This is a genomic window from Kribbella soli, assembly GCF_004331345.1.
Lineage (GTDB): Bacteria > Actinomycetota > Actinomycetes > Propionibacteriales > Kribbellaceae > Kribbella > Kribbella soli.
This window is the reverse complement of the sequence record NZ_SJJZ01000002.1, coordinates 13,790-35,067: the sequence shown is the minus strand read 5'-3', so window position 1 is coordinate 35,067 and position 21,278 is coordinate 13,790. Positions and strand designations below refer to the sequence as shown.

Genomic DNA, 21,278 nt, shown 5'->3' with positions numbered 1-21,278 from the left:
GGACCGTGTCGTATTCGAAGGAGTGCGCTGGTCTGCTGCGGTTGGTGGATGCCGGGGTATCGGTGCCTGGTGCGGGGCTCTCGGGAGCGGCACGGCAACCAACTCGAGGCTTCGACACAGCCTGCTGCGCTGGTTCGGGTGACTGCTGGTGCGGCTCTCCGTTGACGGTCGTCCGCCGCGGTCGTGCTGGGTGTCAGTCGCCGGCGGCGTCGGTCTTCGACCCGTTGTCGCGAGACCCCCCGGCATCGCGCTCGGCCCGCGTGGCGAGGAGCCCTACGCTCGCCAGCGAAGCGATCACGGTGACGGTCAGGACGCCGGCGATGACGCTCAACGAGACGCCTGTGCTGATTTCGGGGACATCGACGGGCTCCGCGTCGTTGATGAACGGGAGGTTGTTCTCGTGCAGCGCGTGCAGGATGAGTTTGCCCCCGATGAAAGCCAGGATCGCGGCGAGGCCGTAGGACAGGTAGATGAGACGGTCCAGGAGACCGTCGATGAGAAAGTACAGCTGCCGTAGCCCCAGCAGAGAGAACGCGGTGGCGGTGAAAACGATGAAGACACTCTGGGTGAGGCCGAAGATCGCCGGGATGGAGTCCAGCGCGAACAGGACGTCGGTGCCGCCGATGGCCACCATGACCAGCAGCATCGGAGTCATCACCCGACGGCCCTGGTCGATGGTGAACAGTCGGTCGCGGTCGTAGGTTTCAGAGGTCCTCAGGAACCTCTTGGCGACGCGGACGATGACGTTGTTCGCCGATCGGCCGGTCGTGGTCCCGGGTTTGAGCATTTGGCCGGCGGTGACGAGCAAAATCAGCCCGAAGATGTAGAACACGAAGGCATAGGAGTTGACGAGCGCAGCGCCGAGGAAGATGAAGACGGTGCGCGCGAGGAGAGAGAACACGATGCCGAACAGCAACGCCTTCTGCTGGTCGGCGCGAGGCACTTTGAAGCTGGCCATGATGATGAGGAACACGAAGAGGTTGTCGACCGACAACGCCTTCTCCGTCAGGTAGCTGGCGAAGTATTCGCTGCCCAGCGTCGCGTCGCCCAGGAGCCAGACGCCGACGCCGAACAAGACGGCGATACCCACGTAGATGGCTGACCAGACTGCAGCCTCGCGAAGCGTTGGAGTATGTGCGGTGCGCACATGGAAGAGGAAGTCGAACAGCAGCAGGGCAAGGATCCCGAGGATCGTCAGGGCCCAAACGAGTGAGGGAACATGCATCAAGCATCGGTCGCTGTCACGGACGCCTCGTGGTGGTAATGCGCCAGGTGTTCAGCGCTGACGCGTTTCAGCTCGGCTGCCGGGAAGGGTGCCAGGAGTTGCCAGCCCACCTCGAGGGTGTCGGTCAGAGTACGGCGGGCTGGTCCTTGGCCGAGATAGGTGCGTTCGAAGGCGGCGGCGAAGGCCAGATAGCGCCGGTCCTCTGTGGGTAGTCCGCTCTCGCCGACGATCGACATCAGCCGTCGGACCTCACGGCCGCGGGCGTAGCAGGCGTACAGCTGGTCGGCGAGGCCGCGGTGATCGTCGCGGGTCTTGCCGACGCCGATGCCTGCGTTCATCAGGCGCGACAGTGACGGCAGTACGTCGATCGGTGGCTGGATGCCTTGCCGGTCGAGGTCACGCGACAGCACGATCTGGCCTTCGGTGATGTAGCCGGTGAGGTCCGGGATCGGATGCGTGATGTCGTCGTCGGGCATGGTGAGAATCATCAGTTGGGTCAGTGATCCGGCGCCCCCGCGGACCCGGCCCGCCCGTTCGTACAGCGAGGCCAGGTCGGTGTACATGTAGCCCGGGTACCCCCGGCGGCCCGGCATCTCCTCCCGCGCGGCGGCGATCTCGCGCAGCGCTTCGCAGTACGCGGTCATGTCGGTCATCACGACCAGGACGTGCCGGTGCTGTTCGAACGCCAGGTATTCGGCCATGGTGAGCGCGACCCGCGGTGTCAGCAGCCGTTCGATCGTGGGATCGTCGGCCAGGTTCAACAGGAGGACGCTGCGCGCGGCAGCCCCACCGATGAGGAACTCCGTGCGGAAGAACTCCGCCTCCCGACGAGTAACGCCCATGGCAGCGAAGATGACCACGACCTCGGCATCGTCGCCGGGCACCCGGGCCTGCGCGGCGATCCGGGCGGCAAGGCTGTTCGCAGGAAGCCCGGCGCCGGAGAAGATCGGCAACTTCTGGCCCCGGACCAAGGTGGTGAGTCCGTCGATCGCCGACACACCGGTTTCGATGAACTGGTCGGGGTGTGCGCGGGTGATCGGGTTGAGCGGCAGTCCGTTGACGTGGCGGTAGTCGTCCGGGACGGGTTGCGGGCCGCCGTCGCGCGGCCTGCCGGCTCCGTCGAGGACGCGGCCGAAATAGTCGTTGCCGACACCGGTCCTGGCGGCGCGGCCGCGGGTGAGTACGGAGGTTTCACGGCGTCCGATTCCGACGGTTCCACCGAAGACCTGGACGATCGCCGTCGACCCGTCGAGCTCGAGCACCTGGCCTTCCCGGGCCGGGCCGTCGCCGGTTTCGACCTCGACCAGTTCGCCGTACCCGACGCCGTCCATCCCGTCCACGACGATGAGGGGCCCGGCCACCCGGGTCACCGTGCGATGCCCGACGGTGAAGGGGGATTGGGCGTCGGTGGTGGTCACAGCGAGCTCATTTCTTCGGCGATCCGCTGGATGAGGCGGCTGGCGGATTCGTCGATGTTGTCGGCGGGCCAGCGACGCATCCGGCCGAGGTCGGCCAGCACACTCGCTGCCGTGATGTCGGTAATGGCGACGCCCTGCTGGAGCGCTGACCTCATCGCGGCGCCGGCCTCGTGGACAACGCGCAGCATCGCCAGCAGTCGCTGCGGTGGACAGGACGCGTCGAGGTCGTCGAACGAGGACTGTTGAAGCAGGTCTTCTCGCAGGGCTTGCCCGATGCGCAGGGTGATCCGTTGTTCGGCAGCCAGCGCTTCGACGCCGAGCAGCGACACCACCTCCTGTAAGACGCCCTCGTCTTGCAACGAGGCGGCCGCCCAGCGACGCAGTGGCGACCAGTCGGCGCTGATCTCCCTGTCGAACCATGCGTCGAGGCCGTACTGCGAGAAACTGCGCAGCCAGTTCACCGCAGGGAAATGACGTTGCCGGGACAGCGCGGTGTCGAGCGCCCAGAAGCAGCCCGCGAGCCGCAGGCTGTTCTGGGTGATGGGTTCGGAGAAGTCACCGCCGGCTGGTGAAACGGCGCCGACGACCGTCACCGACCCGGTGCGTTCCGGGCTGCCGAGGCACTGGACCGCGCCGGCCCGTTCGTAGAAGCCGGCCAGGCGCGTGGCCAGGTAGGCGGGGTAGCCGTCCTCGGCGGGCATCTCCTCCAGTCGGCTCGACACCTCACGCAGCGCCTCGCCCCAGCGGCTGGTCGAGTCGGCCATCATGGCGACGTCGTAGCCCTGGTCCCGGTAGTACTCCGCGATCGTGATCCCGCTGTAGATGCTGGCTTCCCGGGCCGCGACCGGCATGTTGGACGTGTTCGCGATCAGCACGGTGCGCTCCATCAGCGGGGCACCGGTGCGCGGATCGGTCAGTCCGGGGAACTCCTCGAGCACCTCGGTCAGTTCGTTGCCGCGTTCGCCGCAGCCGACGTAGATAACGATGTCTGCGGTCGAGAACTTGGCCAGGGCCTGTTCCAGCACGGTTTTGCCGGTCCCGAAGCCGCCCGGGATGATGGCGCTGCCGCCGCGGGCGACCGGGAAGAGCAGGTCGAGGACCCGTTGGCCGGTGATCAGCGGTACGGTCAGCGGCAGCCGGTCCGCGACCGGGCGGGCGCGGCGCAACGGCCAGCGGCGCAGCATCGCGATCGGATGCCCGTCGATGTCGACGACGGGGTCGAGGACGGTGGCTGGGCCGGGATGGATCGCGCTGATGATGCCGGCCGCACCGGCGGGCACCAGGATCCGGTGTTCGATGGCGTGTCCCTCGGGAACCGATCCGAGCAGGTCACCGGGCCCGACGCGGTCACCGACCTCCACGGCGGGCCGGAAATCCCACTGGCGGTTGCGGTCGAGCCGGTGCGGGTCCGCGCCTCTAGCGATGTACAGGTCGCCGTCGGTGCTCAGATTCGCCAGCGGTCGCTGGGTGCCGTCGAGGATGCCGCCGAGCAGCCCGGGGCCCAGTTCGGCGTACAGCGGTTCACCGGTCGCCTCGACCGGTTCGCCAACCTGGAGTCCCGTGGTGTCTTCGAAGACCTGCATCACCACCAGGTCGCCGTCGATCTTGATGACCTCGCCTAGCAGTCTCTCGGTCCCGACCCGCACCACGTCGAACAGGCGGGTGTGGGGCAGATCAGTCGCGCTGATCACCGGGCCGGAGATCCTGACGACTCGGCCGGTGTCGCTGGTCACCGTCCGGGCCAGTCCGGAGCGGCCCGGTGGTGCTGACTCGGTGTGTGGTCTGGTCGGGGTCATTGCTGGCCTCCGCTGGGGGTGAAGGTGATCTGGTAGCCGATCGCGCGGGCGAGCAGGTCGCGCAGCGCCGCGTCCTTGGCGGCGGAGACCTCGCCATCCTCGTCGGGGAGGCTCAGGATGAGCGGGGAGGCCTGTTTGGTCCAGGCCGCGCGGACCGACGGTCCGACGAGCGACCACAGTGCCCCGTGTACGGCGATCACCGCGGCTCGGCCGTCGGCGATCTCCTGGGTGACCGCGGCGATGGTCTGGTCGGCGTCGGCGGCGGTGATGGTTCGGGCGCCGCCGAGACGGAACCCCGTGGCGGTCGCGGGGGTGGCGATGACCAGCGCGTCGGTCATGGGCTTGTCCCTTCCGGGCGGCGCCGTCGTGTTCATCAGACGAGCAGGTCTCGGACGTCGTGAGCTGGAGCCGTGCCGGCGAGAAGGAGCCGGATGGTGCGCGCCTCGCATTCGACGGCCAGCACGTAGCCGACGGGCACGTCGGCTCCGAGGGGGTCGCCGCGTCGCAGGCCGCGCACGGCTTGGCGCCACAGGTCCACATCCAGGTCCCACCCGAGCGCGATGAGGTCCCCGTCGTGGAGGTGTCGTTCAAGGGGTTGCCGCCAGCCAGGGCGAGTGGCCGCTGCGGGTTGCGGATCGCCGCGCCGGGCGGCCAGCAGCGCAGGCACGGGGATCAGGCCTGCGGGCAGGAGACGTGGTGGCTGGGGTGCCGGATCGCGCAGTACGGCGAGCAGGTTGGCCCGATCGCATTCGGCCTGGATCAGCTCCAGGATCGGGCGAGCCGCCCGGCCGACCCATTCCAGCCGGTCGGTCCATCCGTCGATCGCGGCTGCCGCGATGGTGGTCTCGAGCTCATCGGGGTCGCCGGTCAGTTCGTAGCGTTCCCAGGCCGGCGGAAGAGCCCGGGCAGTCAGCGGGTCAGGCAGCCGGTGTGCCGCCAGCCGGATGACTGCCGTGGTGCCGTCGGGTGCTGCGGCGATGTCGGCGGCGGAGCGCTGGTCGAGCGCACCGACCCCCATCACCGCGTCGAGCCGGTCAGCGGCGGGCTGCCCGGTGCGCGCGCCCCGCAGCAGTGCAAGGGTGTCGTGCAGGTCGTGCCGGGCCAGCAGCACCCCGACCGCGGTGCCGGCGATGCCGCCGTACAATCCCCGGACTCCGCGCAGTTGGTCGCGCAGTCGGCGCGCGACAGCGTCGAGCAGCGAGCCGCCTGCCTGGTCGCGGTTCAGGTAGCGGCGGTAGGTCGACGTGGCCAGCCGTTCGGCGGCTGCGTCGCGGGATAGTCCGGCGAGCTGGTCGTAGTCGAACGGGGCGAGCAGGGCGGGGAGCCGTGCCCGCAGCCGGGTGTTGCCCGCGATGAAGTCGGCTCGGGCTGTCATGAGCCTTGCTCCCAGGAGCGGCTCAGCCCGACGCGGGCCTCCGGCCACAGGTTCGCGAGCCTGGTGGGAAAGGTGTTGTCGATGTAGCGGCCTCGGTCGTCCTCGGCGATGGCGCCGCCGGTCCCGAGGTCGGCGACCAGCCTCACCGACGGGTCTGGGCGTAGCGTCGCGGCGTCGGCCGGGTGGACGCGGAGCGTGGTGGCGTGAGGCAGCGCGGCGAGTATTTCGTCGACGCAGGCGACCGCGGCCTTCACGCCGACCTGGCTTCCCGGGAGTGTGAGCAGCTGCGCTCGGACCTTGTCGAGGACCTCCTCCAGCGCGTCGTCCCGGGCGGTCCGGACCGCCCGGCGCGCACCCGAGCGCGCTGCGGTCAAAAGGCTCTGTGCCTCCTGCCGGGCTGCGGCCTCGGCTGCCGTCACGGCGTCCGTCTGGAGCCTGGCTCCGCGTTCGCGGGAATCGGCGACAATCTGGGCTGCCTGCCGGCGTCGGTTCTGTTGGGCCTTCTCGTGCTCTGCTGCTCCTTCTTCCTCCAGTGCGGTGAGCAGATCGCGCAGCGCCATCATTTGCCGCCGAGCAGCAAGATGATCATCGCCGAGACCGCGAACCCGAGGATGACCAGCGTTTCCGGGATGGCGACGAGCAGGATCGCGCGGCCGGTCAGTTCAGGTTTCTCCGCCACAGCGCCCATGGCTGCGGCTCCGATGCGGGCCTGGGCGTAGCCGGTGGCCAGTGCGGACAGTCCGACGGCGAGGCCGGCTGCTAGGGCGATCAGTCCGAGTTCCATGATGTTTGTCCTTTCAGACCGGTGACCGGGCCGGGACCGGCTCGGGTGTGGTGCGGACGTGGGACGGGAGGCCAGTGGCGCTGTCGGGCTCGGAGCCGGTGGCCCCAGCAGCGCCGAGCGGCGCGAAGAGTCGGCCACCGCCCTCGTAGAACTGTCCGAAGAACTCCACATAGTGAAGGCGAAGTGCCTGGATCGTCGGGCTGAACGCCGCGAGGGCGAGATTCAGTGCGTGGAACAAGGTGGCCACCAGGAGTCCGAGCAGCAGCGGTCCCCGGGCGCCGAGTTGGTTGGCGACCTCAGCCAGGTAGGTCGAGGCGAGGCCGACCGCCGCCAGCCGCAGGTAGGACAAGACGTTGCCGAGGGCACCGAGCAGATCGAGCGGGCCCAGCAGCAACCCGAGCGCGCCCTGGGACACACAGGCCACCACGACACCGACAACGAGGGCGGCGACCGCAGGGGTCAGCACCCCCGCGGGGAATCCCGCGGCGGCGGCACCGGCCAGGCCGAAAAGCCCGGCCAGCACCAGCAGGGTTCCCGCCTTCGAGGCAACCTGTCGGCGGTGGTTTCCGCGGGCCGCCGTCCATACGCCCAGCAGCAATCCCAAGACGACATGGACCAGGCCGATGGCCAGGGCGAACAGCAGCAATGGTTGGAGCGCGGTCGGGCCACCCCGGTAGAACCACAGCGCCGGCATGCCGATGCTGTGGCCCAGGCTGCCGAGCGCTTCGCCGTAGAGGAAGCCGAAGAGAATCGTCCAGGCTCCGCCCAAAGCCATCACCCGGCCGACCTGGCCGACTGTGCTGTTCTTGGGCCAGTGCGATCTCAGCCACCACGCGCCAGCCAGCAGCAGGCCGCCGTAGACGACGTCGCCGACCATCACGCCGAAGAAGATCGGCAACACCAGCGCCGTCAGACCCGTGGGGTCCAGGTCGCCGCGCGCCGGCCAGGACAACAGCCCAACCAACCGCTGGAACGGCTGCCAGCCGGGCCGGTTGCGCAGCAGGACCGGCTGGTCCTCGACCGATTCGCTGGTGTCGAGGCGCTCGACGGCGACGGCCTGGCCGAGGCGGTCGGCCAGTGCGCGCTCGACCTGTTCGGTCTGCTTGGTCGGGACCCAGAGCCTCAGGATGAACGTACGCGAGGACAGGTCCGCCTGTGCGGCAGCGACAGCTCGTTCGGCTCGAGCCCGCAGCACGGCGATGGTTGCGTGCAGCGACCCCGCGACGGGAATGACCGTCGCGGCCAGCTCGGTCTGAACGCGGTTGCGTTCGCCGGGCAGCTTGGCGAGCCGTTCGCGCATCGCCTCGACGGTCGCACGCAGCGACTTGCCGGCGTAGGCGGCGGGGACCCCGACCTCGACGATGCGTTCGGTGCCGAGCAGGGCATTGACGTCGGGCAGGTCGGCGCGGCGAAGAACGAGCAGGCAGCCGACCGGTCCGCCGGGCGTCGCCGTCGAGGTGACCATCAGGTGCCCGCGGCCGAGCAGCTCGGCGAGTTGCCGGGTCAGCTCGGGGACGATTCGCAGGTCCGGGTCGTCGAGGACCAGCGCCATGCTGGCCAGGCCCAGGTTCGCCAGTTGCCGATCGTTGAGCCGGCCCAGTTCGGGCACGAGCGGCTGTAGCGCGTCGAGGGCGTCGATGGACCGGGGCAGTGCCTCGGCCTCGCCGCGTAGTTCCTCGTCTCCGGCCAGCAGCTTTGCTACCTGGGGTTCGAGGTGGTCGAGAGTGGTCCGCAGGGCGGTGTCGCTCAGCACGGTGCCGGTCGCGGACCTGCCGGCGAGCGGCATCATGGCGTCGGTGCGGTCGATGAGGTCCGCCAGGTCGGGCGGGGTCTCGCCGGGATCGACGATGGTCACGACTTCGGCCAGCCGCAGTTCCTGCAGGGCTGTCAGGGCGTCGTCCAGGCGCGGTCTGAGTCCGGCGACCTCGAGTTGGGTGAGTGGGACCATCATGGTCGGCTCACCTCGTCCTGTGATGACCGCGTCTGTTGCGGCAGCACCGCGGCGACAACAGTTGCGATGTCCTGGTCGCGGCGCCGGGCGGCGATCGCGGTCAGATCGGCGGCGTGGCGGATGCCGGCCTGGGTCAACCGGGCGGCCTCGGCGCGGGCGGCGGACAGGATCGCGGTTGTCCGTTGCCGCGCCACCTCCGCCGCCTGCGCTTCGGCCTCGGCGATGAGGTGATCCGCCTGCACTTGAGCTAGTGCCACCTCATCGCCGGCTTGGTTCGCCGCGGCCAGTCGGGCCGCGATCGACTTCTCGAGGGCCCGTACCAATTCGTGCGGCGTCGTACGGTCTGTTGTTTCGCCGTCGTGCGTGCGGCTCATGCGGCGCTCCGAGTGGAGTTCGGCTCGTTGCCGTTGGCGTCACGCGATGCCCTGCGGGTGCGGGCCCGTCTGAGCCGGGCGTGCTCCTCACGCTCGCGCTCGTCGAGTGTCAGCGCGATCCGGCGCGCTTCGTCGTGCAGTTGCGGGAGCACGATGTTGTCCAAGGCATTGACCTGCTTGGTGGTCCGTGCGATCTCCGTGGCCAGGCGTCGTACGCTGAGCTCGACCGCGCACAGGTCTAGTAGCCACTCGAGTTGCTCTTCGTAGGCCAGCGCGACGGTGTCGAGGTGGGCCGAGGCCAGGGCGGGTGCCCAGCCGCGGGTGGCTGTGTTGCGGCGGACGGGGTCATGGCTCAGGTCGAACACGTGGACCCCTGCCACGGTCCGAGACCGCAGCTCCGCGCCGATCCCTGTGGCGGCGGTCAGCGCGCCCGATGCGAGTGCCTCGGGGCCGCACACGGCGGTGGCCTCGTCAAGGCGTTGCCGGGCTTGAACGGCGAGGGTCCGCAGCCGTTCCAATCCGTCCAGCAGTTCGGTCTGGTGGTGCCGGAACTCCCGCACCAGCGCGGTTCGTTTGTCTTTGAGCAGATCGCGGCCTTGAGCGACGAAGACCACCCGCCGCCGGCGGTCCAGCAGTTCACTTCGGGTAGCAACAAGGGATTGCATGGCACACTCCCGGATGCGTGATCGGGTACCTCTGAGACTGCCGTTGCGACGCTTCGCCGGGTATTGGCACCTTCGGCGAAGGTCGCATCTCGTTGATTGCCGGGAACCGGCAATGGGTGTAGCTGGCCCGAAGGTCGTTCTCAACCGAACGTTTGTGGTGCGGCGCAACGCCTTGGGATGCGGGTTCGACGACCGGGGCGCCCTGCTCACGCCAGGTGGGCGGATGCGAGGCGCTGGATCTTGCTGCGGGCAGGCACGTCACGAGACGGGCGGGAGGTCCCGGAGGGCGAGAGCGGCCTGGATGAGGGCGGCGTGGGTCAGGGCCTGGGGGTAGTTGCCGAGATGTTCGCCGGTCGTCGGGTCCAGTTCCTCGGCGTACAGGCCGAGCGGGCTGGCTCGGTCCAGCAGTTCGGTGAACAGGTCGAGGGCCTCGCGCCGGCGGTCGTCAAGCGCCAGCGCTTCAACCAGCCAGAAGGAACAGGGCAGGAACGCGCCCTCGGTGCCCGGCAGACCGTCACGCCCCGGTGGGTATCGGTACAGCAAGGGACCCTCGGCACACAGTTGGCTGCGGATGGCGTCCAGTGTCCCGCGGACACGTAGTGATCCGCGCTCCTCGAGTCCGATCCGGGGCAGGATGAGGAGAGCGGCGTCGAGCTCCTGTGAGCCGTAACTTCTGGTGTAGCTACCGATGCCGGTGTCGAAACCCAGCTTCTTGACCTCGATGCGGATCGCCTCGCGGGCGGCCTGCCAGCGTTGTCGCTGACGGTCGGAGAGCCGGTGCGTCTCGGCGATCCGCAGGGCTCGGTCGAGCGCCAGCCAGGCCATCAGCTTGGAATGCACGTGATGGACCTGGTCCCCGCGGACCTCCCAGATGCCTGCGTCCGGCTCACTCCACCGTCGCGTCACAAGGTCGGCGAAACCTCGCATCGCGCGCCACGTTTCGGAGTACAACGGATGACCCGCCTGCACGAGGGTCCAGGCGGCGTCGAGCACCCATCCGTAGCCGTCAAGTTGATGTTGCTGGGCCGCACCATTGCCCACCCGGACCGGGACACTGCCGGCGTAGCCCGGCCAGTTTCGCAGGCCACGTTCTGGGGGTGCTTGTCGACCGTCCAAGGTGAGCAGGACCGGTAGCCGGGGACGTTGCACGCGACTGGCGTGCAACAGCCACCACAGGAACCCTCGGGCTTCCTCGACCATGCCGACACCGAGGAACGCCGCGATCCCGATGCTTGCGTCACGGGGCCAGGCAAAGCGGTAGTCCCAGTTCCGCACCCCGCCGAGCTGCTCGGGAAGTGAGGTGGTCGGCGCGGCCACCGACGCACCGGACGGCGAGTACGTCAACAGGCGCAGCGTCAGCAGGCTGCGAAGCACTTCCTCACGAAAGGGCAGCCCCTGGTCGACCCGAGCCGTCCAGGCACGCCACCGGCTCTCGTCCTCGGTGAGAAGCGCCCAGGCGGTGGCAGCCTGAACCTGGATCAGCGGTTCCCGATGCGCGATGGTGAGGACGAACGTGACTGGCCGATCAGGCGTGACCGTGAAGGGCGTCGGTATGCCGGGCTCGATGGCCGGCCCGGCATCGGAGCTCAGCGACATCGCCAGCGCGCCCCACGCGCACACGAGATCCTGACCGCGGCGTCGGTTGCGCGGCTGTGTGTGCTCCTCACCGCGGCGCGGGTCGAACTCGACCAGAGCCTCGACCGCGCCGCCCTCTGCGGACAATCGCCGCACGAGGACCGTCGCAGGCAACAGGCGTCCGGCTACCTCGGCCACCATCGCCTCGGTCAGGGTCAGCTTGCCGCGGGGGGTGATCCAGGTGGTCTCCAGGGTCGCGGTGTGGTGGCGGTACTTGCGCTCGACAACAGTGGCGGTGGCGGCTGGTCCCAACCGGAATCTGCCTGCGTCAGGACCGCCGACAAGTGCTCCGAAGATCGGGGCGCTGTCGAAGCGCGGCGCGCACAGCCAGTCGAGGGAGCCGTCGCTGGAGACGAGTGCCGCGGTGCGGGTGTCACCCAGCAGCCCGTAATCGGCGATCGGCTTCATCTCAACGGGCCTGGAGCAGCAGGCCGAGCACGGCACCGTAGACAAGGTGGGCGGCGATGGTTACGGCTGGAGTCTGCACGCCATAGTTGAGGGCGAGCAGACCCGGTGGCTCGAGCACGGCCCTGCTCGCGGGTCCGGCGCGGTGTGACGCCATCCGGGGATGCAAACCGGGGAGCACCGGAAGCAGCACCATCAGCGCAACTGCGACGTGCAGGAGGCCAAGCAGCCCGCCCAGCCACCAGGTGGTTCGATGCAGCAGGGCGAAGGCGGTCGCGTAGCCAAGCGCGAACACCTGGCCGACAACGAGGTGGATGAGGAACCCTGCGGCCCGGGCACGGTCGGGGTCCTCTGTTACCAGGGTGCCGAGCACGAGCGGAAGGTCCAGCCGGGTGAGGCCGGCCAGCTGCGCGGTGATCATCACGGCAGTCAGCGCGGAGGTGGCCACCAACCCGAATATCGCCCACCCGAACCAGTCCACGACGTCGCCTCTCAGGCTCGCCGGCTACGGATCAATCGAAGGCGCCGACAGTCGTCCGCAGAGCGGCGGCCGGCCAGGCGAGAAGAAGAGCACAACGGCGATCGCTGGTATGGGCCGCGCACTCCCCCGGTTTCACGAACCAAGGCGCACCTCCTCGCGCATCCGGCGCCTAGGGAGCGACCGCGCAGTTGTATCGTAACACGATATAGTTGGCTTGTGGCCGGGTTTCTCCCGGTGAAACCACTGAGGACGTGATCACATGCAACCCGACACGATGCACGACGAGCAGGCGGCAGAGCCGTTGACGAAGGCGGATTTCGAGGCGTTGGCTCGTTTCCGCTTCGGCATCCGCCGGTACCTGCGCTTCAGCGAGCAGGCCGTCCGCGGTCATGGCCTCACGCCGCAGCAGTACCAGTTGATGCTGGCGTTGAAGGGGTTTCCCGGCCGTGAGTGGGCGTCCCTGACCGAGTTGGCCGACCGTCTCCAGCTGCGTCACCACAGCGTCGTGGAACTCGTGAACCGTGCGCAGGCGCAAGATCTCGTGACCAGGGCGTCAGATCCGACGGACGCCAGAGTTGTCCGGGTGGAGTTGACGCGGCACGGCGAGCGGGCGTTGGCACGGCTGAGTGCGCTGCACCGCGATGAGCTTCGACGCTTGGGTACCGCCCTTGCAGTGCCCGATTGGAGCGACACTGCCGGCGGTGCCGCATGACACACCACACTGTCCGGGTCCGCAGGATCTACGATCATCCCGCAGCCGACGACGGCATCAGGGTCTTGGTCGATCGGGTGTGGCCGCGAGGGATCCGCAAGGACGCCGCCGCCATCGACGAATGGGCCAAGGACGTCGCACCGTCGACGGAGCTCCGCAAGTGGTACGGCCATGTACCGGAGAAGTTCGAGCAGTTCGAGGCACGCTACCGTGATGAGCTGGCAACAGAGGCCGGACGGACCGCGCTGGACCACCTGCGTACGCTGGCGAAACGCGATGCCCTTACCTTGGTGACCGCGACCAGGGACGTGGACCACAGCCAGGCAACGGTCCTGGCACGGCTGCTGAGCGAACCCCGCTGATTCCCTTTGCCAGCCGGACCGATAGACCGCGCTCCGCCGGTGGCACACCTCGCTCGCGTGTCGGACAGCTCCGGCCATGCTACTGACCGGGGCGGTTCCTGATTTGCAGGCCGGGACGGCGACGATGAATGGTCAGGTAGGACAGGCCGGTGGTGCCGGCGGTGATGTTGCGAGTCGAACCGCGGGGCAACCAGACAACGTTGCCGTCAGCAAGAGTCTGTTCTTCGTCGGGTGTACCGACTCTGCCGTCACCCGCGACGACGACGAGTAGCACGTCGAGATCCGGCTCGCTATGGGTGTCCACGCGCTGCCTGGCAGGCAGATGGATGAGGTTCGCGTCGAGCTGGCGCCCGGGCTCGGTGAGGGTCCACCGGGCACCCGACGGTACGGGCGAGTCATCGACGAGTTCGTGCACGTCGAGTAGGACCCGCGCCGGCGACTCCTCAGGCATCACTGGCGACCCGGCCGATCCGTACGTGCCATTCGTCGGGCCCGGCCCGCAGGTAGTCCCAGCTGAAGGCGCCGGCGTGAATGGCTTCGAACTCCCGGCGTAACGGCTTGGGGTCGTGACTATTGACCAGGATGAACGCCTCTCCCGGAGCCAGCCGGGCGTACCGGGCGAAGACGCGCGGATGGCGGCCGCCACGCGCGATTCGCCGTACGTCGATGACCGTCGGTTGTTCGACCTGTTCCCCCGCGAGGTAAGCCCGCAGGTCGGCGGCCAGCGACGACGGATCCACGCCAGGCAAACCGGCCAGCGCGGGGAGCAACACCGACTCCTCGATCTGAAGCTGGGCATCCAAGGCCGCCGTGATCATCATGCCGAGCCTCGCCACATCAACCGGGCCGGCAGCCGCGATTTCGTCGATCTGAGCATTGAGCGCTGCGGCTCCCACTCGGAGAGCCTCGACCAGAAGCCGTGTCTCATCATCCTCGGACGCGGGCGCATAGAGATTCCGATCCGCCGTGACCAGATATCGGCGCACTTCATGAAGGCAGAAGTCCACCAACTCCGCAGACCATGGCTCGGCGCCCTGGGTAACTGGCTGCGCCGTGGTCAGCTCCGCCAGTCCGGACATTAGTCGCTCGTGGGCCTCTTGGACGGCACCTCGAGCGATGACGTCCGGGTCGGTCTCGGTCGCCTGGATGAAGATCTCCGCAGCCGGCATCGTGCCACTCTCCTCACGTCGCTGTTTTCAATGATTATTACATGTGATATTTGTAGTAATTACAAGCGCTGGTGAGGGAGTCGGTTGTGACCTACGTGATTGCGTTGCCGTGCGTCGATCTGAAGGACCGCGCCTGCGTCGAGGAGTGCCCGGTCGACTGCATCTACGAAGGCGGGCGCTCCCTCTACATCCATCCCGAGGAGTGCATCGACTGCGGCGCCTGTGAACCCGTCTGCCCGGTCGAGGCCATCTTCTACGAGGACGATCTGCCCGAGCAGTGGAAGGACTACCAGGCCGCAAACGCGGGATTCTTCGACGAGCTCGGTTCTCCAGGCGGGGCCTTCAAGGTGGGCGCCATGCCCCACGACCATCCCCTCATCGCGGCACTACCGCCGCAGGAGCAGGCAAGCTGACCACCATGACCAGGACTGACCAGACCGCCGGCGATCAGCCCCGCCGACAAGCACTGCTCGAAGCTCTGCGCGCCGCCGACGCACCGCAGGGGGTCACCGAACTCGCCGACCAACTCGGTATCCACCCCAACACGGTCCGCTTCCACCTCGACGCCCTCGTGACGCAAGGACTGGTCGACCGCCAACTCCAGAAACCGGCAGGGCGAGGACGGCCGCGGACTGCGTACACACCACATCCCGGGATGGACCGAGGCGGCCGGCGTCAGTACCACCTACTGGCCAAGATCCTGCTCGGTCAGCTGTCCACGAATCCCGATGCCGGCGCCGCGGCCGAGGCCGCGGGCCGCAACTGGGGCGGCTATCTGGTCGAGCACATCCCCCCGTCCCATCAGATCGGCGTCGCCGAGGCCACCCAGCGGCTGAGCGCGATGATGACCGACCTCGGTTTCGCCCCGGAACCCGACGGCGACGCAGCCGCTCGCATCAGGCTGCGGCACTGCCCGTTCCTGGAACTCGCGGAGGAGTACTCGTCCACCTTGTGCCCGCTGCATCTCGGCCTGATGCGAGGTGCCCTCACCGAGATCCGCGCACCGATCACCGCGACAAGCCTCGAGCCGTTCGCCGAGCCCGATGCCTGCATCGTCCACCTCTCCCCCGCCCGCAGCACCGGCGTCGGCGCCCAGGCGCACAATCGTCGCAACAGGAGCACATGATGTACCTGACCAGGATCGGCACCACGCCCCGGCGCCGCGCGCCAATCCCCGGAGGTCCGACGATGGAAGTACTCGTCGCGGCCGAGACTTCCGACAACATCGCGATGGTCCAGGTATGGATCCCGCCCGGCGGCGGCCTGCCCGAACACGACCACGGACCCTCGGAAATCGTCCTGGTCCACGTCTCGGGCTCGATCGAGCTTCAGCAAGGCGACCAGCAGCACAGACTCGCCCCCGGCACCGTCGCACACATCGCCACAGGGGAACGCGTCAGCCTGACCAACCCAGGAACCGAACCCGCCGTCATGATGATCGTCGCCTCACCGCCCGACTTCGTCGCGCGAATCACGGGTTGGCCGGCCGCATAGGGGCCATCGGCAACCACGCCGGGAATCCGCCACGATCCCCCGAGCCCGGATGCAACGTCACGGATCCAGAAGGAGCAATAGTGAACGCCGCACCAGCCGCCGTTGCCACTGCCGCCGTCTTCATCTGGCTCGGCATGGTGCTCGCCATCTCGTTCCTGGAGACGCCACTCAAGTTCCGCGCCCCAGGCGTTGACATCCCCATCGGGCTCGGCATCGGCCGCATCGTCTTCAGGACGCTCAACCGTATCGAGATCGGACCACGCTTCTCGAACTCACCGAACTGGCCGGCATACGATCCCTCGCCGACGAGCTCGAGTGGGTAACCGCCCACGCGTTCAGGAAGACCACCGCCACGATCCTCGAGAGCGCCGGGCACGCACCACGACAGGTCGCCGACCAGCTCGGCCACACGCAGACCTCAACGACGATCGACGACTCCTTCCGCCGTCGGCGCCGAAATCCCGGGGCCGCTCAGCACCTGGAGGACGCGCTCAGACACATCCATGAGAAGGATCGCGAAGCGTCGGCAGGACCTGAGATGTGACGGGAGATCTCAGGCATCCGCCGAGGCAAAAGTGTGAGTAAAGAGTGAGTTGGGCCCCGGAAGTTCATCACTTCCGGGTCATATGGCCAGGTCAGAGAGCCGGTGAGGGGACTCGAACCCTCGGCGGGTTCGAGCGCGCCCACGAGGCACACCACCTCCCGGTCACGCCGCAGCGAACCCGCGCGATCACCTTCGACCGCGAGTCCGGGTACCAGGCAACCCGCGAACTGCTGGCCTGCGGCCAGAAGTTCACCGCCATCTTCGCCGCGACCGACGTCGTGGCCAGCGGCGTGCTGGTCGCGCTGCGAGAAGCCGGCCTCCGGATTCCCGAGGACGTCTCAGTCGTCGGGTACGACGACATCCCGCTGGCCAGAGACCTCACACCGGAGCTGACTACAGTCCACGTGGACCACGAGGAACTCGGCCGCACCGCCGTACGCTATGCCCTCAACCGCGACCGGCACGCCATGAGCCAGCACACCGTGATCGGCACCCATGTAGTCATCCGCAACTCCACCGGCCCAGCGCCCGAGCCAGCCAGGATGCATTCCCGGAAATGACCGATTCCCATCGCTGCTGGTCGGCATGGGTCTCTCGAACACGCCTGCCGGGTATCTCCTGGTACTGATCACCGCGGGCCTGCCGATCTCGATCCTGATCATGCGCAGCTTCTTCACCCGGCAACCGCAGGAGCTCGAGGAAGCCGCCGCACTGGACGGCTGTACGGCGTTCGGCACCTTCTGGCGGATCATGTTGCCATGGGCAAGGCCAGCACTCGCCGCACTCGCAGTCATCCAGGCTCTCTCGGTCTGGAACGAGTACCTGATGGCGTTGGTGCTCTTCAACAGTGAGGATCTGATGCCGGTCCAGGGCGGCCTGACGAAGTTCCTCTCGGCCGAGACGCCCGAGCAGCAGATCCTGCACGCCGCCGATCATCGCTCTCTACGTCTTCGCCCGACGCCGCCTGATCAAAGGGATCTCGCAGGGCGCGATCAAGTAGTACGCCGTACCCACACCGACGGAGCCCAGCAGCGCTGGGCACCTTCGTCGTTCCAACTTATCGAGAGGTCGAGTCGATCATGCCGAAAGAACGAGCCGTCGGCGTCCGCTGATCATGATGGTTGGAGTGGGCGCCGATCGAGCAACGCCGTACGGCAATCGTCGCTTATGGTCTGGAACTACCAGCACGTCAAAAACATGAGCTTCCGGACCACCATCGACATGGCGAAGCTACCGGTAAACCTCAGGCGTGGTCCGGTCGGTCCCGGGTCGGGCATCGGCCGGCCCGACCCGGGAGTGACCTACCTGATGGTCAGGTCGCGGATGTTCGTGCCGGCGCCGGTGAACACCAGATAGACGTCGCGGACGCCGCGGGTCAACCGCGGGTTGAGTTGGGTCGTCGTCGCGGCCCAGGTGTAGCGGTCGCCGGTGACAGGGACGGTGAGCGTGCCCGCGAGAGGCCCGGCCGGGCTGCCAAGGCGGATCTCCACCTTGCCGGTTCCTTCCGCAGCTCGCGAAACGGCGGCTTCCAGTCGGGTGGCGCCACTGCCCAGTTGGACATCCTGAAAAGAGATCCAGTCGCCTGCTGACGTCTTGCCGACTGCATCGCCGCGCACCTTGGCGGCGTCGATGAGCTCGATACCCGAGTAGTCGTCGAAATCCGCGGCCGCCGTACGCCTGCTCAGATCCCGAGGCGGGATCACCTCACCACGAACCGCCACCGTCGTACGGGCCCTGACGTCGGCCGAAGAACTGCCCACCTGCACGTCCTGGACAGCCGACTCGACCACCCACTTGTTCCGGGTCACGTCCCAGAACGCCAGGTCACTCGCCTTCACGTCGAAGGAGACAGTACGACGTTGGCCGGGCGCGAAGGCCAGCCGCTGGAACCCACGAAGCGTCTTGACCGGCTGGGCTACCCGCGAGGTGCGCTGGGCGGTGTAGAGCTGGACGACCTCCTCACTCGCGGTCCGGCTGGTGTTGGTCACATCGACGCTGACCTTGAGCCGTCCGTTCGCCGCGACGACGGGTGAGTCCACCCGCAGTCCGGAGTACCGGAAGGTGCCATAGGTCAGACCATGGCCGAACGGGTAGAGCGGAGTCGCCCGGTGGTACTGATAGGTCCAGCCGGCCTTGATCACGTCGAAGTCGAGCCGATCCGGCAACTCCTTGTCCGTGCGATACCACGTCTGCGGGAGCCGGCCCGACGGCGAGTAGTCCCCGAACAACACGTCCGCGAGAGCGCGGCCTGTCTCCTGGCCCGCGTGCGATGTCCAGAGGACCCCCTGCGCCCGTGACCAGTCTCCCGTCAACGGATAGCTGCTCTCCAGTACCACAACGGTCCTGGGATTGGCAGCGGTGACGGCCTTCACGATCGCTTGCTGGCCGGCGGCGAGGGCGGTGTCCTGACGATCGTCGTCCTCGCGCCCGTTGATGAACGGAGTACTGCCGACCACCACTACCGCCGTGTCCGCCTTCTTCGCGGCCTCCACCGCCGCGGCCGTGCCGCTGACGAGGATCTCTCGCGCGAACTGCGCCGCTGTGTCCTGGGTCGCCGCGCCGATTGCCAGCTTCCCGTCGGCCTGCAGCACGATGTACTGGTTGGGGCCGTTCCACGGCTCCTTGACCTCGTTGCCGCGGTACCGCAGTACGTAGTTGCCATTGGCAAGTTCCTCCAGGCCGAACTGCTGCTGCACGAACCAGCCGTTGGGCTTGTCCTGGTCGTTCACCAACCCGTTCCCGCTCCGCGAGACGTACTTGCCGTTGGCAGCCGAGCGCAGGGCGAGGGTGCCGCCACCCCAGTCGAACACATCCAGCGACTGAGCCGCTCCCGCCGTCGCCGCATCGGCGGTCAGGGCGCCACCGCCGGCACCGGCCGGCGCGGTCACATACTTGCCGGTGGCAATGGAACGGAGTGCGATCCGATCCACACCCTCGGTCGCGGTGACTGTGCTGCCGGCGCCGAGTCGTTCGGCGATACCGGCCCGCGGGGTGATCCGGTACGGCATAGTGCCCGAGTACCAGTCCTCGTAGACGGTGTCGGCCAACGGACCGATCACCGCGACGTCCTTGGTCCTTGCCGAATCGAGCGGCAAGGTCTGGTGCTTGTTCTCGAGCAGTACGAGTTGCTTGCGGGCGGCTTCGCGGGCGAGTGCTCTGTGAGCCTGGCTGTCGATGCTGTCCGGCCCGATCTTCTCGTACGGGTTCCGCCCGGCCGGGTCGAACTCGCCCAGCCGGAAGCGGATCGACAGCAAGTGCTCGACCGGCTCGTCGATGTCCGCCTCGGTGAGCAGGCCCTTGGCCAGCGCTTCCTTCACCGCGGCGACGGTCGGACCGCCGTTGGTGTCGTTCTCGGTGAAACTGTCCAGGCCTGCCTTGATCGCCGCGGCAGCGCCCTCTGCCGCGGTCGGGTAGTACTGCTGCAGACCACTGACGTTGCCCGCGCCCGAGGCGTCGCCGACGATCATCAGATCGTCGGCTGACCAGGAACGCACCGTCTCTCCGAGCTCGGGCGACACGTGGGTCGGCCTGCCGTTCAGAAGGTTGTACGACGCCATCACGCCGGTGGCAGCCCCCGCGGTAAGCGCCGGCTGGAACGCCTTGTACTCGTACTCGTGCAGCACTCGAGGCCGGACACTCGCCGACACGCGGGCACGGTCCGTCTCGACGTTGTAAGAGGCGAAGTGCTTCAGCGTCGGAGCAGTCTTGAGATAGCGCGGGTCATCGCCTTCCAGGCCGCGGCCGTACGCCGTCGCGATCTCACTCGTCAGCAAAGGGTCCTCGGCGTACCCCTCCTCGTTACGACCCCACCTGGGATCACGCAACTGGTTCACCACCGGCGCCCACAGGTTCAGCCCGTTCTTCGCCGGGTCGAGCTTGTTGAACGCTCTCGCCTCATCTCCGACCGCTGAGCCGACCCGCTTGATCAGGTTCGGGTCCCACGTGCTGCCAAGCCCGACGGCCTGGGGGAAGACGGTCGCCTTACCCAGCCAGGCAACCCCGTGCAGCGCCTCGGTACCGGTCTTGAAGGAAGCGATGCCCAGTCTCGGTATCGCGGGCTGGTACTGGTGCAGCAGCGAGATCTTCTCGTCCAGCGTCAGGCGGCTGGTCAGGTCGTCCAACCGGACTTTCAGCGACAGGTCGGGGTTCCGGAACTCCGGAAGGGGCTCGGCGCGCGCGGGCTGCCCTACCAGGAACGCGGGGACGAGTAGCAGCGCCACGAGGGCGCCTCCAACTCGATGGCGATAGGTCATGGTGACTCCCCTTCGGCAGTTATCGAAGCGCTTCGACTATCGAGTGAAGAAGCCGGGCCGTCAAGAGCGGGACCCCGCAGTCTCGCTGCCCGTCCGTCTGTTCGCGGAACGAATGAACCGGAGGTCGAAGATCTCGACACGGCCCTCGTGGCGCTGGCGGAGATCGTCGAGCAGGGCGAGGGCACCACCCGCAGCGAGGTCTGGGACGGCGATCAGGACATCTTTCACCCCTACCGGGACGAGGTTGCGCACTACTACCGCTTCGTCGAACTCAAGCTGGGTCGCCGCTATCGACGTGGCGACACTCCACAATCCGGGCCCACCGGCGAGACGCTCGCGATTGACTACAGGAGCGTCCACCCGATGCGTCGCAATCCACGACTGACGGACCATCCCGTCGACAGCCCGATCCGAGCCGCTCAGGCGGAGTTCAATCACACGTACTGCACACTGCTCCGATCGCTGGAGCAGGCGTTCAACGGCCGCCCGAAAATGCTCGGGGCAGCGGTCGGCACCATGTATACGCTCAAGGCACAGGCGCAGAGCCTGATGCAGATGCCCGGCGGGGACGACCGTACAGCCGGCCCGACCTTCGAGTACCTCGAACCCGAACTGCGCCGATGAGCCAGGCCGGG

General features: G+C 67.8%; 24 protein-coding genes. 9 read left to right on the top strand and 15 right to left on the bottom strand.

The features are described 5' to 3' along the window. Window positions 1–193: 193 nt before the first annotated feature. The 12 genes from E0H45_RS14320 to E0H45_RS14265 all read right to left on the bottom strand — a co-directional run bounded on the left by E0H45_RS14320 (window position 194) and on the right by E0H45_RS14265 (window position 12,109). Window positions 194–1,225 (bottom strand): TerC/Alx family metal homeostasis membrane protein, encoded by a 1,032-nt coding sequence (locus E0H45_RS14320; protein ID WP_131340393.1) that lies wholly within the window; start codon window positions 1,223–1,225, stop codon window positions 194–196. Further along, window positions 1,225–2,643, bottom strand: coding sequence for a V-type ATP synthase subunit B (locus E0H45_RS14315; protein WP_131337836.1), 1,419 nt, complete (start codon window positions 2,641–2,643; stop codon window positions 1,225–1,227). The genes E0H45_RS14320 and E0H45_RS14315 overlap by 1 nt, the downstream gene beginning before the upstream one ends. Then, window positions 2,640–4,439, bottom strand: coding sequence for a V-type ATP synthase subunit A (locus E0H45_RS14310; RefSeq protein ID WP_131337835.1), 1,800 nt, complete (start codon window positions 4,437–4,439; stop codon window positions 2,640–2,642). The genes E0H45_RS14315 and E0H45_RS14310 overlap by 4 nt, the downstream gene beginning before the upstream one ends. Beyond that, the gene (locus tag E0H45_RS14305) at window positions 4,436–4,777 is read right to left on the bottom strand and encodes a V-type ATP synthase subunit F (RefSeq protein WP_165546460.1); all 342 of its coding nucleotides are present in this window, start codon (window positions 4,775–4,777) and stop codon (window positions 4,436–4,438) included. The genes E0H45_RS14310 and E0H45_RS14305 overlap by 4 nt, the downstream gene beginning before the upstream one ends. A gap of 35 nt (window positions 4,778–4,812) precedes the next feature. Further along, on the bottom strand, window positions 4,813–5,814 hold the full coding sequence (locus E0H45_RS14300; RefSeq protein ID WP_131337833.1) for a V0D/AC39 family V-type ATPase subunit: 1,002 nt from the start codon (window positions 5,812–5,814) through the stop codon (window positions 4,813–4,815). Continuing rightward, window positions 5,811–6,377, bottom strand: coding sequence for a V-type ATP synthase subunit E (locus E0H45_RS14295; RefSeq protein WP_131337832.1), 567 nt, complete (start codon window positions 6,375–6,377; stop codon window positions 5,811–5,813). Before E0H45_RS14295 ends, E0H45_RS14300 begins: the two co-directional genes overlap by 4 nt. Next, window positions 6,374–6,598 carry an ATPase gene (locus E0H45_RS14290; protein WP_130383213.1) on the bottom strand — a complete coding sequence of 75 codons (225 nt, stop codon included), beginning with the start codon at window positions 6,596–6,598 and terminating at the stop codon, window positions 6,374–6,376. The genes E0H45_RS14295 and E0H45_RS14290 overlap by 4 nt, the downstream gene beginning before the upstream one ends. A 13-nt stretch (window positions 6,599–6,611) precedes the next feature. Next, window positions 6,612–8,549 carry a V-type ATPase 116kDa subunit family protein gene (locus E0H45_RS14285; protein WP_131337831.1) on the bottom strand — a complete coding sequence of 646 codons (1,938 nt, stop codon included), beginning with the start codon at window positions 8,547–8,549 and terminating at the stop codon, window positions 6,612–6,614. Continuing rightward, window positions 8,546–8,923 carry a hypothetical protein gene (locus E0H45_RS14280; protein WP_131337830.1) on the bottom strand — a complete coding sequence of 126 codons (378 nt, stop codon included), beginning with the start codon at window positions 8,921–8,923 and terminating at the stop codon, window positions 8,546–8,548. Before E0H45_RS14280 ends, E0H45_RS14285 begins: the two co-directional genes overlap by 4 nt. Beyond that, on the bottom strand, window positions 8,920–9,588 hold the full coding sequence (locus E0H45_RS14275; protein ID WP_131337829.1) for a V-type ATP synthase subunit D: 669 nt from the start codon (window positions 9,586–9,588) through the stop codon (window positions 8,920–8,922). Before E0H45_RS14275 ends, E0H45_RS14280 begins: the two co-directional genes overlap by 4 nt. 258 nt (window positions 9,589–9,846) lie before the next feature. After that, window positions 9,847–11,631, bottom strand: coding sequence for a glycoside hydrolase family 15 protein (locus E0H45_RS14270; RefSeq protein ID WP_131337828.1), 1,785 nt, complete (start codon window positions 11,629–11,631; stop codon window positions 9,847–9,849). Between the two features lies 1 nt (window position 11,632). Further along, window positions 11,633–12,109 (bottom strand): hypothetical protein, encoded by a 477-nt coding sequence (locus tag E0H45_RS14265; RefSeq protein ID WP_131337827.1) that lies wholly within the window; start codon window positions 12,107–12,109, stop codon window positions 11,633–11,635. 274 nt (window positions 12,110–12,383) lie between these two features. Here E0H45_RS14265 and E0H45_RS14260 point away from each other — a divergent pair, with 274 nt between their 5' ends. Next, a complete protein-coding gene (locus tag E0H45_RS14260; protein WP_131337826.1) occupies window positions 12,384–12,821 on the top strand; it encodes a MarR family winged helix-turn-helix transcriptional regulator in 438 nt (145 codons plus the stop codon). Next, window positions 12,818–13,183 carry a DUF488 domain-containing protein gene (locus E0H45_RS14255; protein ID WP_131337825.1) on the top strand — a complete coding sequence of 122 codons (366 nt, stop codon included), beginning with the start codon at window positions 12,818–12,820 and terminating at the stop codon, window positions 13,181–13,183. Before E0H45_RS14260 ends, E0H45_RS14255 begins: the two co-directional genes overlap by 4 nt. A 79-nt stretch (window positions 13,184–13,262) precedes the next feature. On the opposite strand, the gene E0H45_RS14250 is transcribed toward E0H45_RS14255, so the two are convergent. Both E0H45_RS14250 and E0H45_RS43230 read right to left on the bottom strand, forming a co-directional pair. Beyond that, the gene (locus E0H45_RS14250; RefSeq protein ID WP_202872338.1) at window positions 13,263–13,598 is read right to left on the bottom strand and encodes a cupin domain-containing protein; all 336 of its coding nucleotides are present in this window, start codon (window positions 13,596–13,598) and stop codon (window positions 13,263–13,265) included. A gap of 28 nt (window positions 13,599–13,626) precedes the next feature. Then, entirely contained in the window at window positions 13,627–14,352 is a 726-nt protein-coding gene (locus E0H45_RS43230) for a DUF2249 domain-containing protein (protein WP_131337823.1), read from the bottom strand. Between the two features lie 86 nt (window positions 14,353–14,438). Here E0H45_RS43230 and fdxA point away from each other — a divergent pair, with 86 nt between their 5' ends. The 6 genes from fdxA (at window position 14,439) to E0H45_RS14210 (ending at window position 17,746) form a co-directional block, all read left to right on the top strand. Then, entirely contained in the window at window positions 14,439–14,765 is a 327-nt protein-coding gene (fdxA, locus tag E0H45_RS14240) for a ferredoxin (protein WP_130383222.1), read from the top strand. Between the two features lie 5 nt (window positions 14,766–14,770). After that, complete coding sequence (locus tag E0H45_RS14235; protein WP_131337822.1) at window positions 14,771–15,478, top strand: helix-turn-helix transcriptional regulator; 708 nt, start codon at window positions 14,771–14,773, stop codon at window positions 15,476–15,478. Beyond that, window positions 15,475–15,846, top strand: a complete 372-nt coding sequence (locus tag E0H45_RS14230; RefSeq protein ID WP_202872337.1) for a cupin domain-containing protein — start codon at window positions 15,475–15,477, stop codon at window positions 15,844–15,846. The genes E0H45_RS14235 and E0H45_RS14230 overlap by 4 nt, the downstream gene beginning before the upstream one ends. 80 nt (window positions 15,847–15,926) lie before the next feature. After that, the gene (locus E0H45_RS14225; RefSeq protein WP_131337821.1) at window positions 15,927–16,169 is read left to right on the top strand and encodes a hypothetical protein; all 243 of its coding nucleotides are present in this window, start codon (window positions 15,927–15,929) and stop codon (window positions 16,167–16,169) included. A 265-nt stretch (window positions 16,170–16,434) separates the two neighbouring features. Further along, on the top strand, window positions 16,435–16,950 hold the full coding sequence (locus tag E0H45_RS14215) for a LacI family DNA-binding transcriptional regulator (RefSeq protein ID WP_131337820.1): 516 nt from the start codon (window positions 16,435–16,437) through the stop codon (window positions 16,948–16,950). A 25-nt stretch (window positions 16,951–16,975) separates the two neighbouring features. Next, window positions 16,976–17,746 (top strand): carbohydrate ABC transporter permease, encoded by a 771-nt coding sequence (locus tag E0H45_RS14210; RefSeq protein WP_131337819.1) that lies wholly within the window; start codon window positions 16,976–16,978, stop codon window positions 17,744–17,746. On the opposite strand, the gene E0H45_RS14205 is transcribed toward E0H45_RS14210, so the two are convergent. Then, on the bottom strand, window positions 17,692–20,643 hold the full coding sequence (locus E0H45_RS14205; protein ID WP_131337818.1) for a glycoside hydrolase family 3 protein: 2,952 nt from the start codon (window positions 20,641–20,643) through the stop codon (window positions 17,692–17,694). The two genes, E0H45_RS14210 and E0H45_RS14205, sit on opposite strands and share 55 nt — an antisense overlap. Here E0H45_RS14205 and E0H45_RS14200 point away from each other — a divergent pair. Further along, window positions 20,629–21,267: a ferritin-like domain-containing protein gene (locus E0H45_RS14200; protein ID WP_131337817.1), complete on the top strand. Its 639-nt coding sequence runs from the start codon at window positions 20,629–20,631 to the stop codon at window positions 21,265–21,267. The two genes, E0H45_RS14205 and E0H45_RS14200, sit on opposite strands and share 15 nt — an antisense overlap. Window positions 21,268–21,278: the final 11 nt, after the last annotated feature.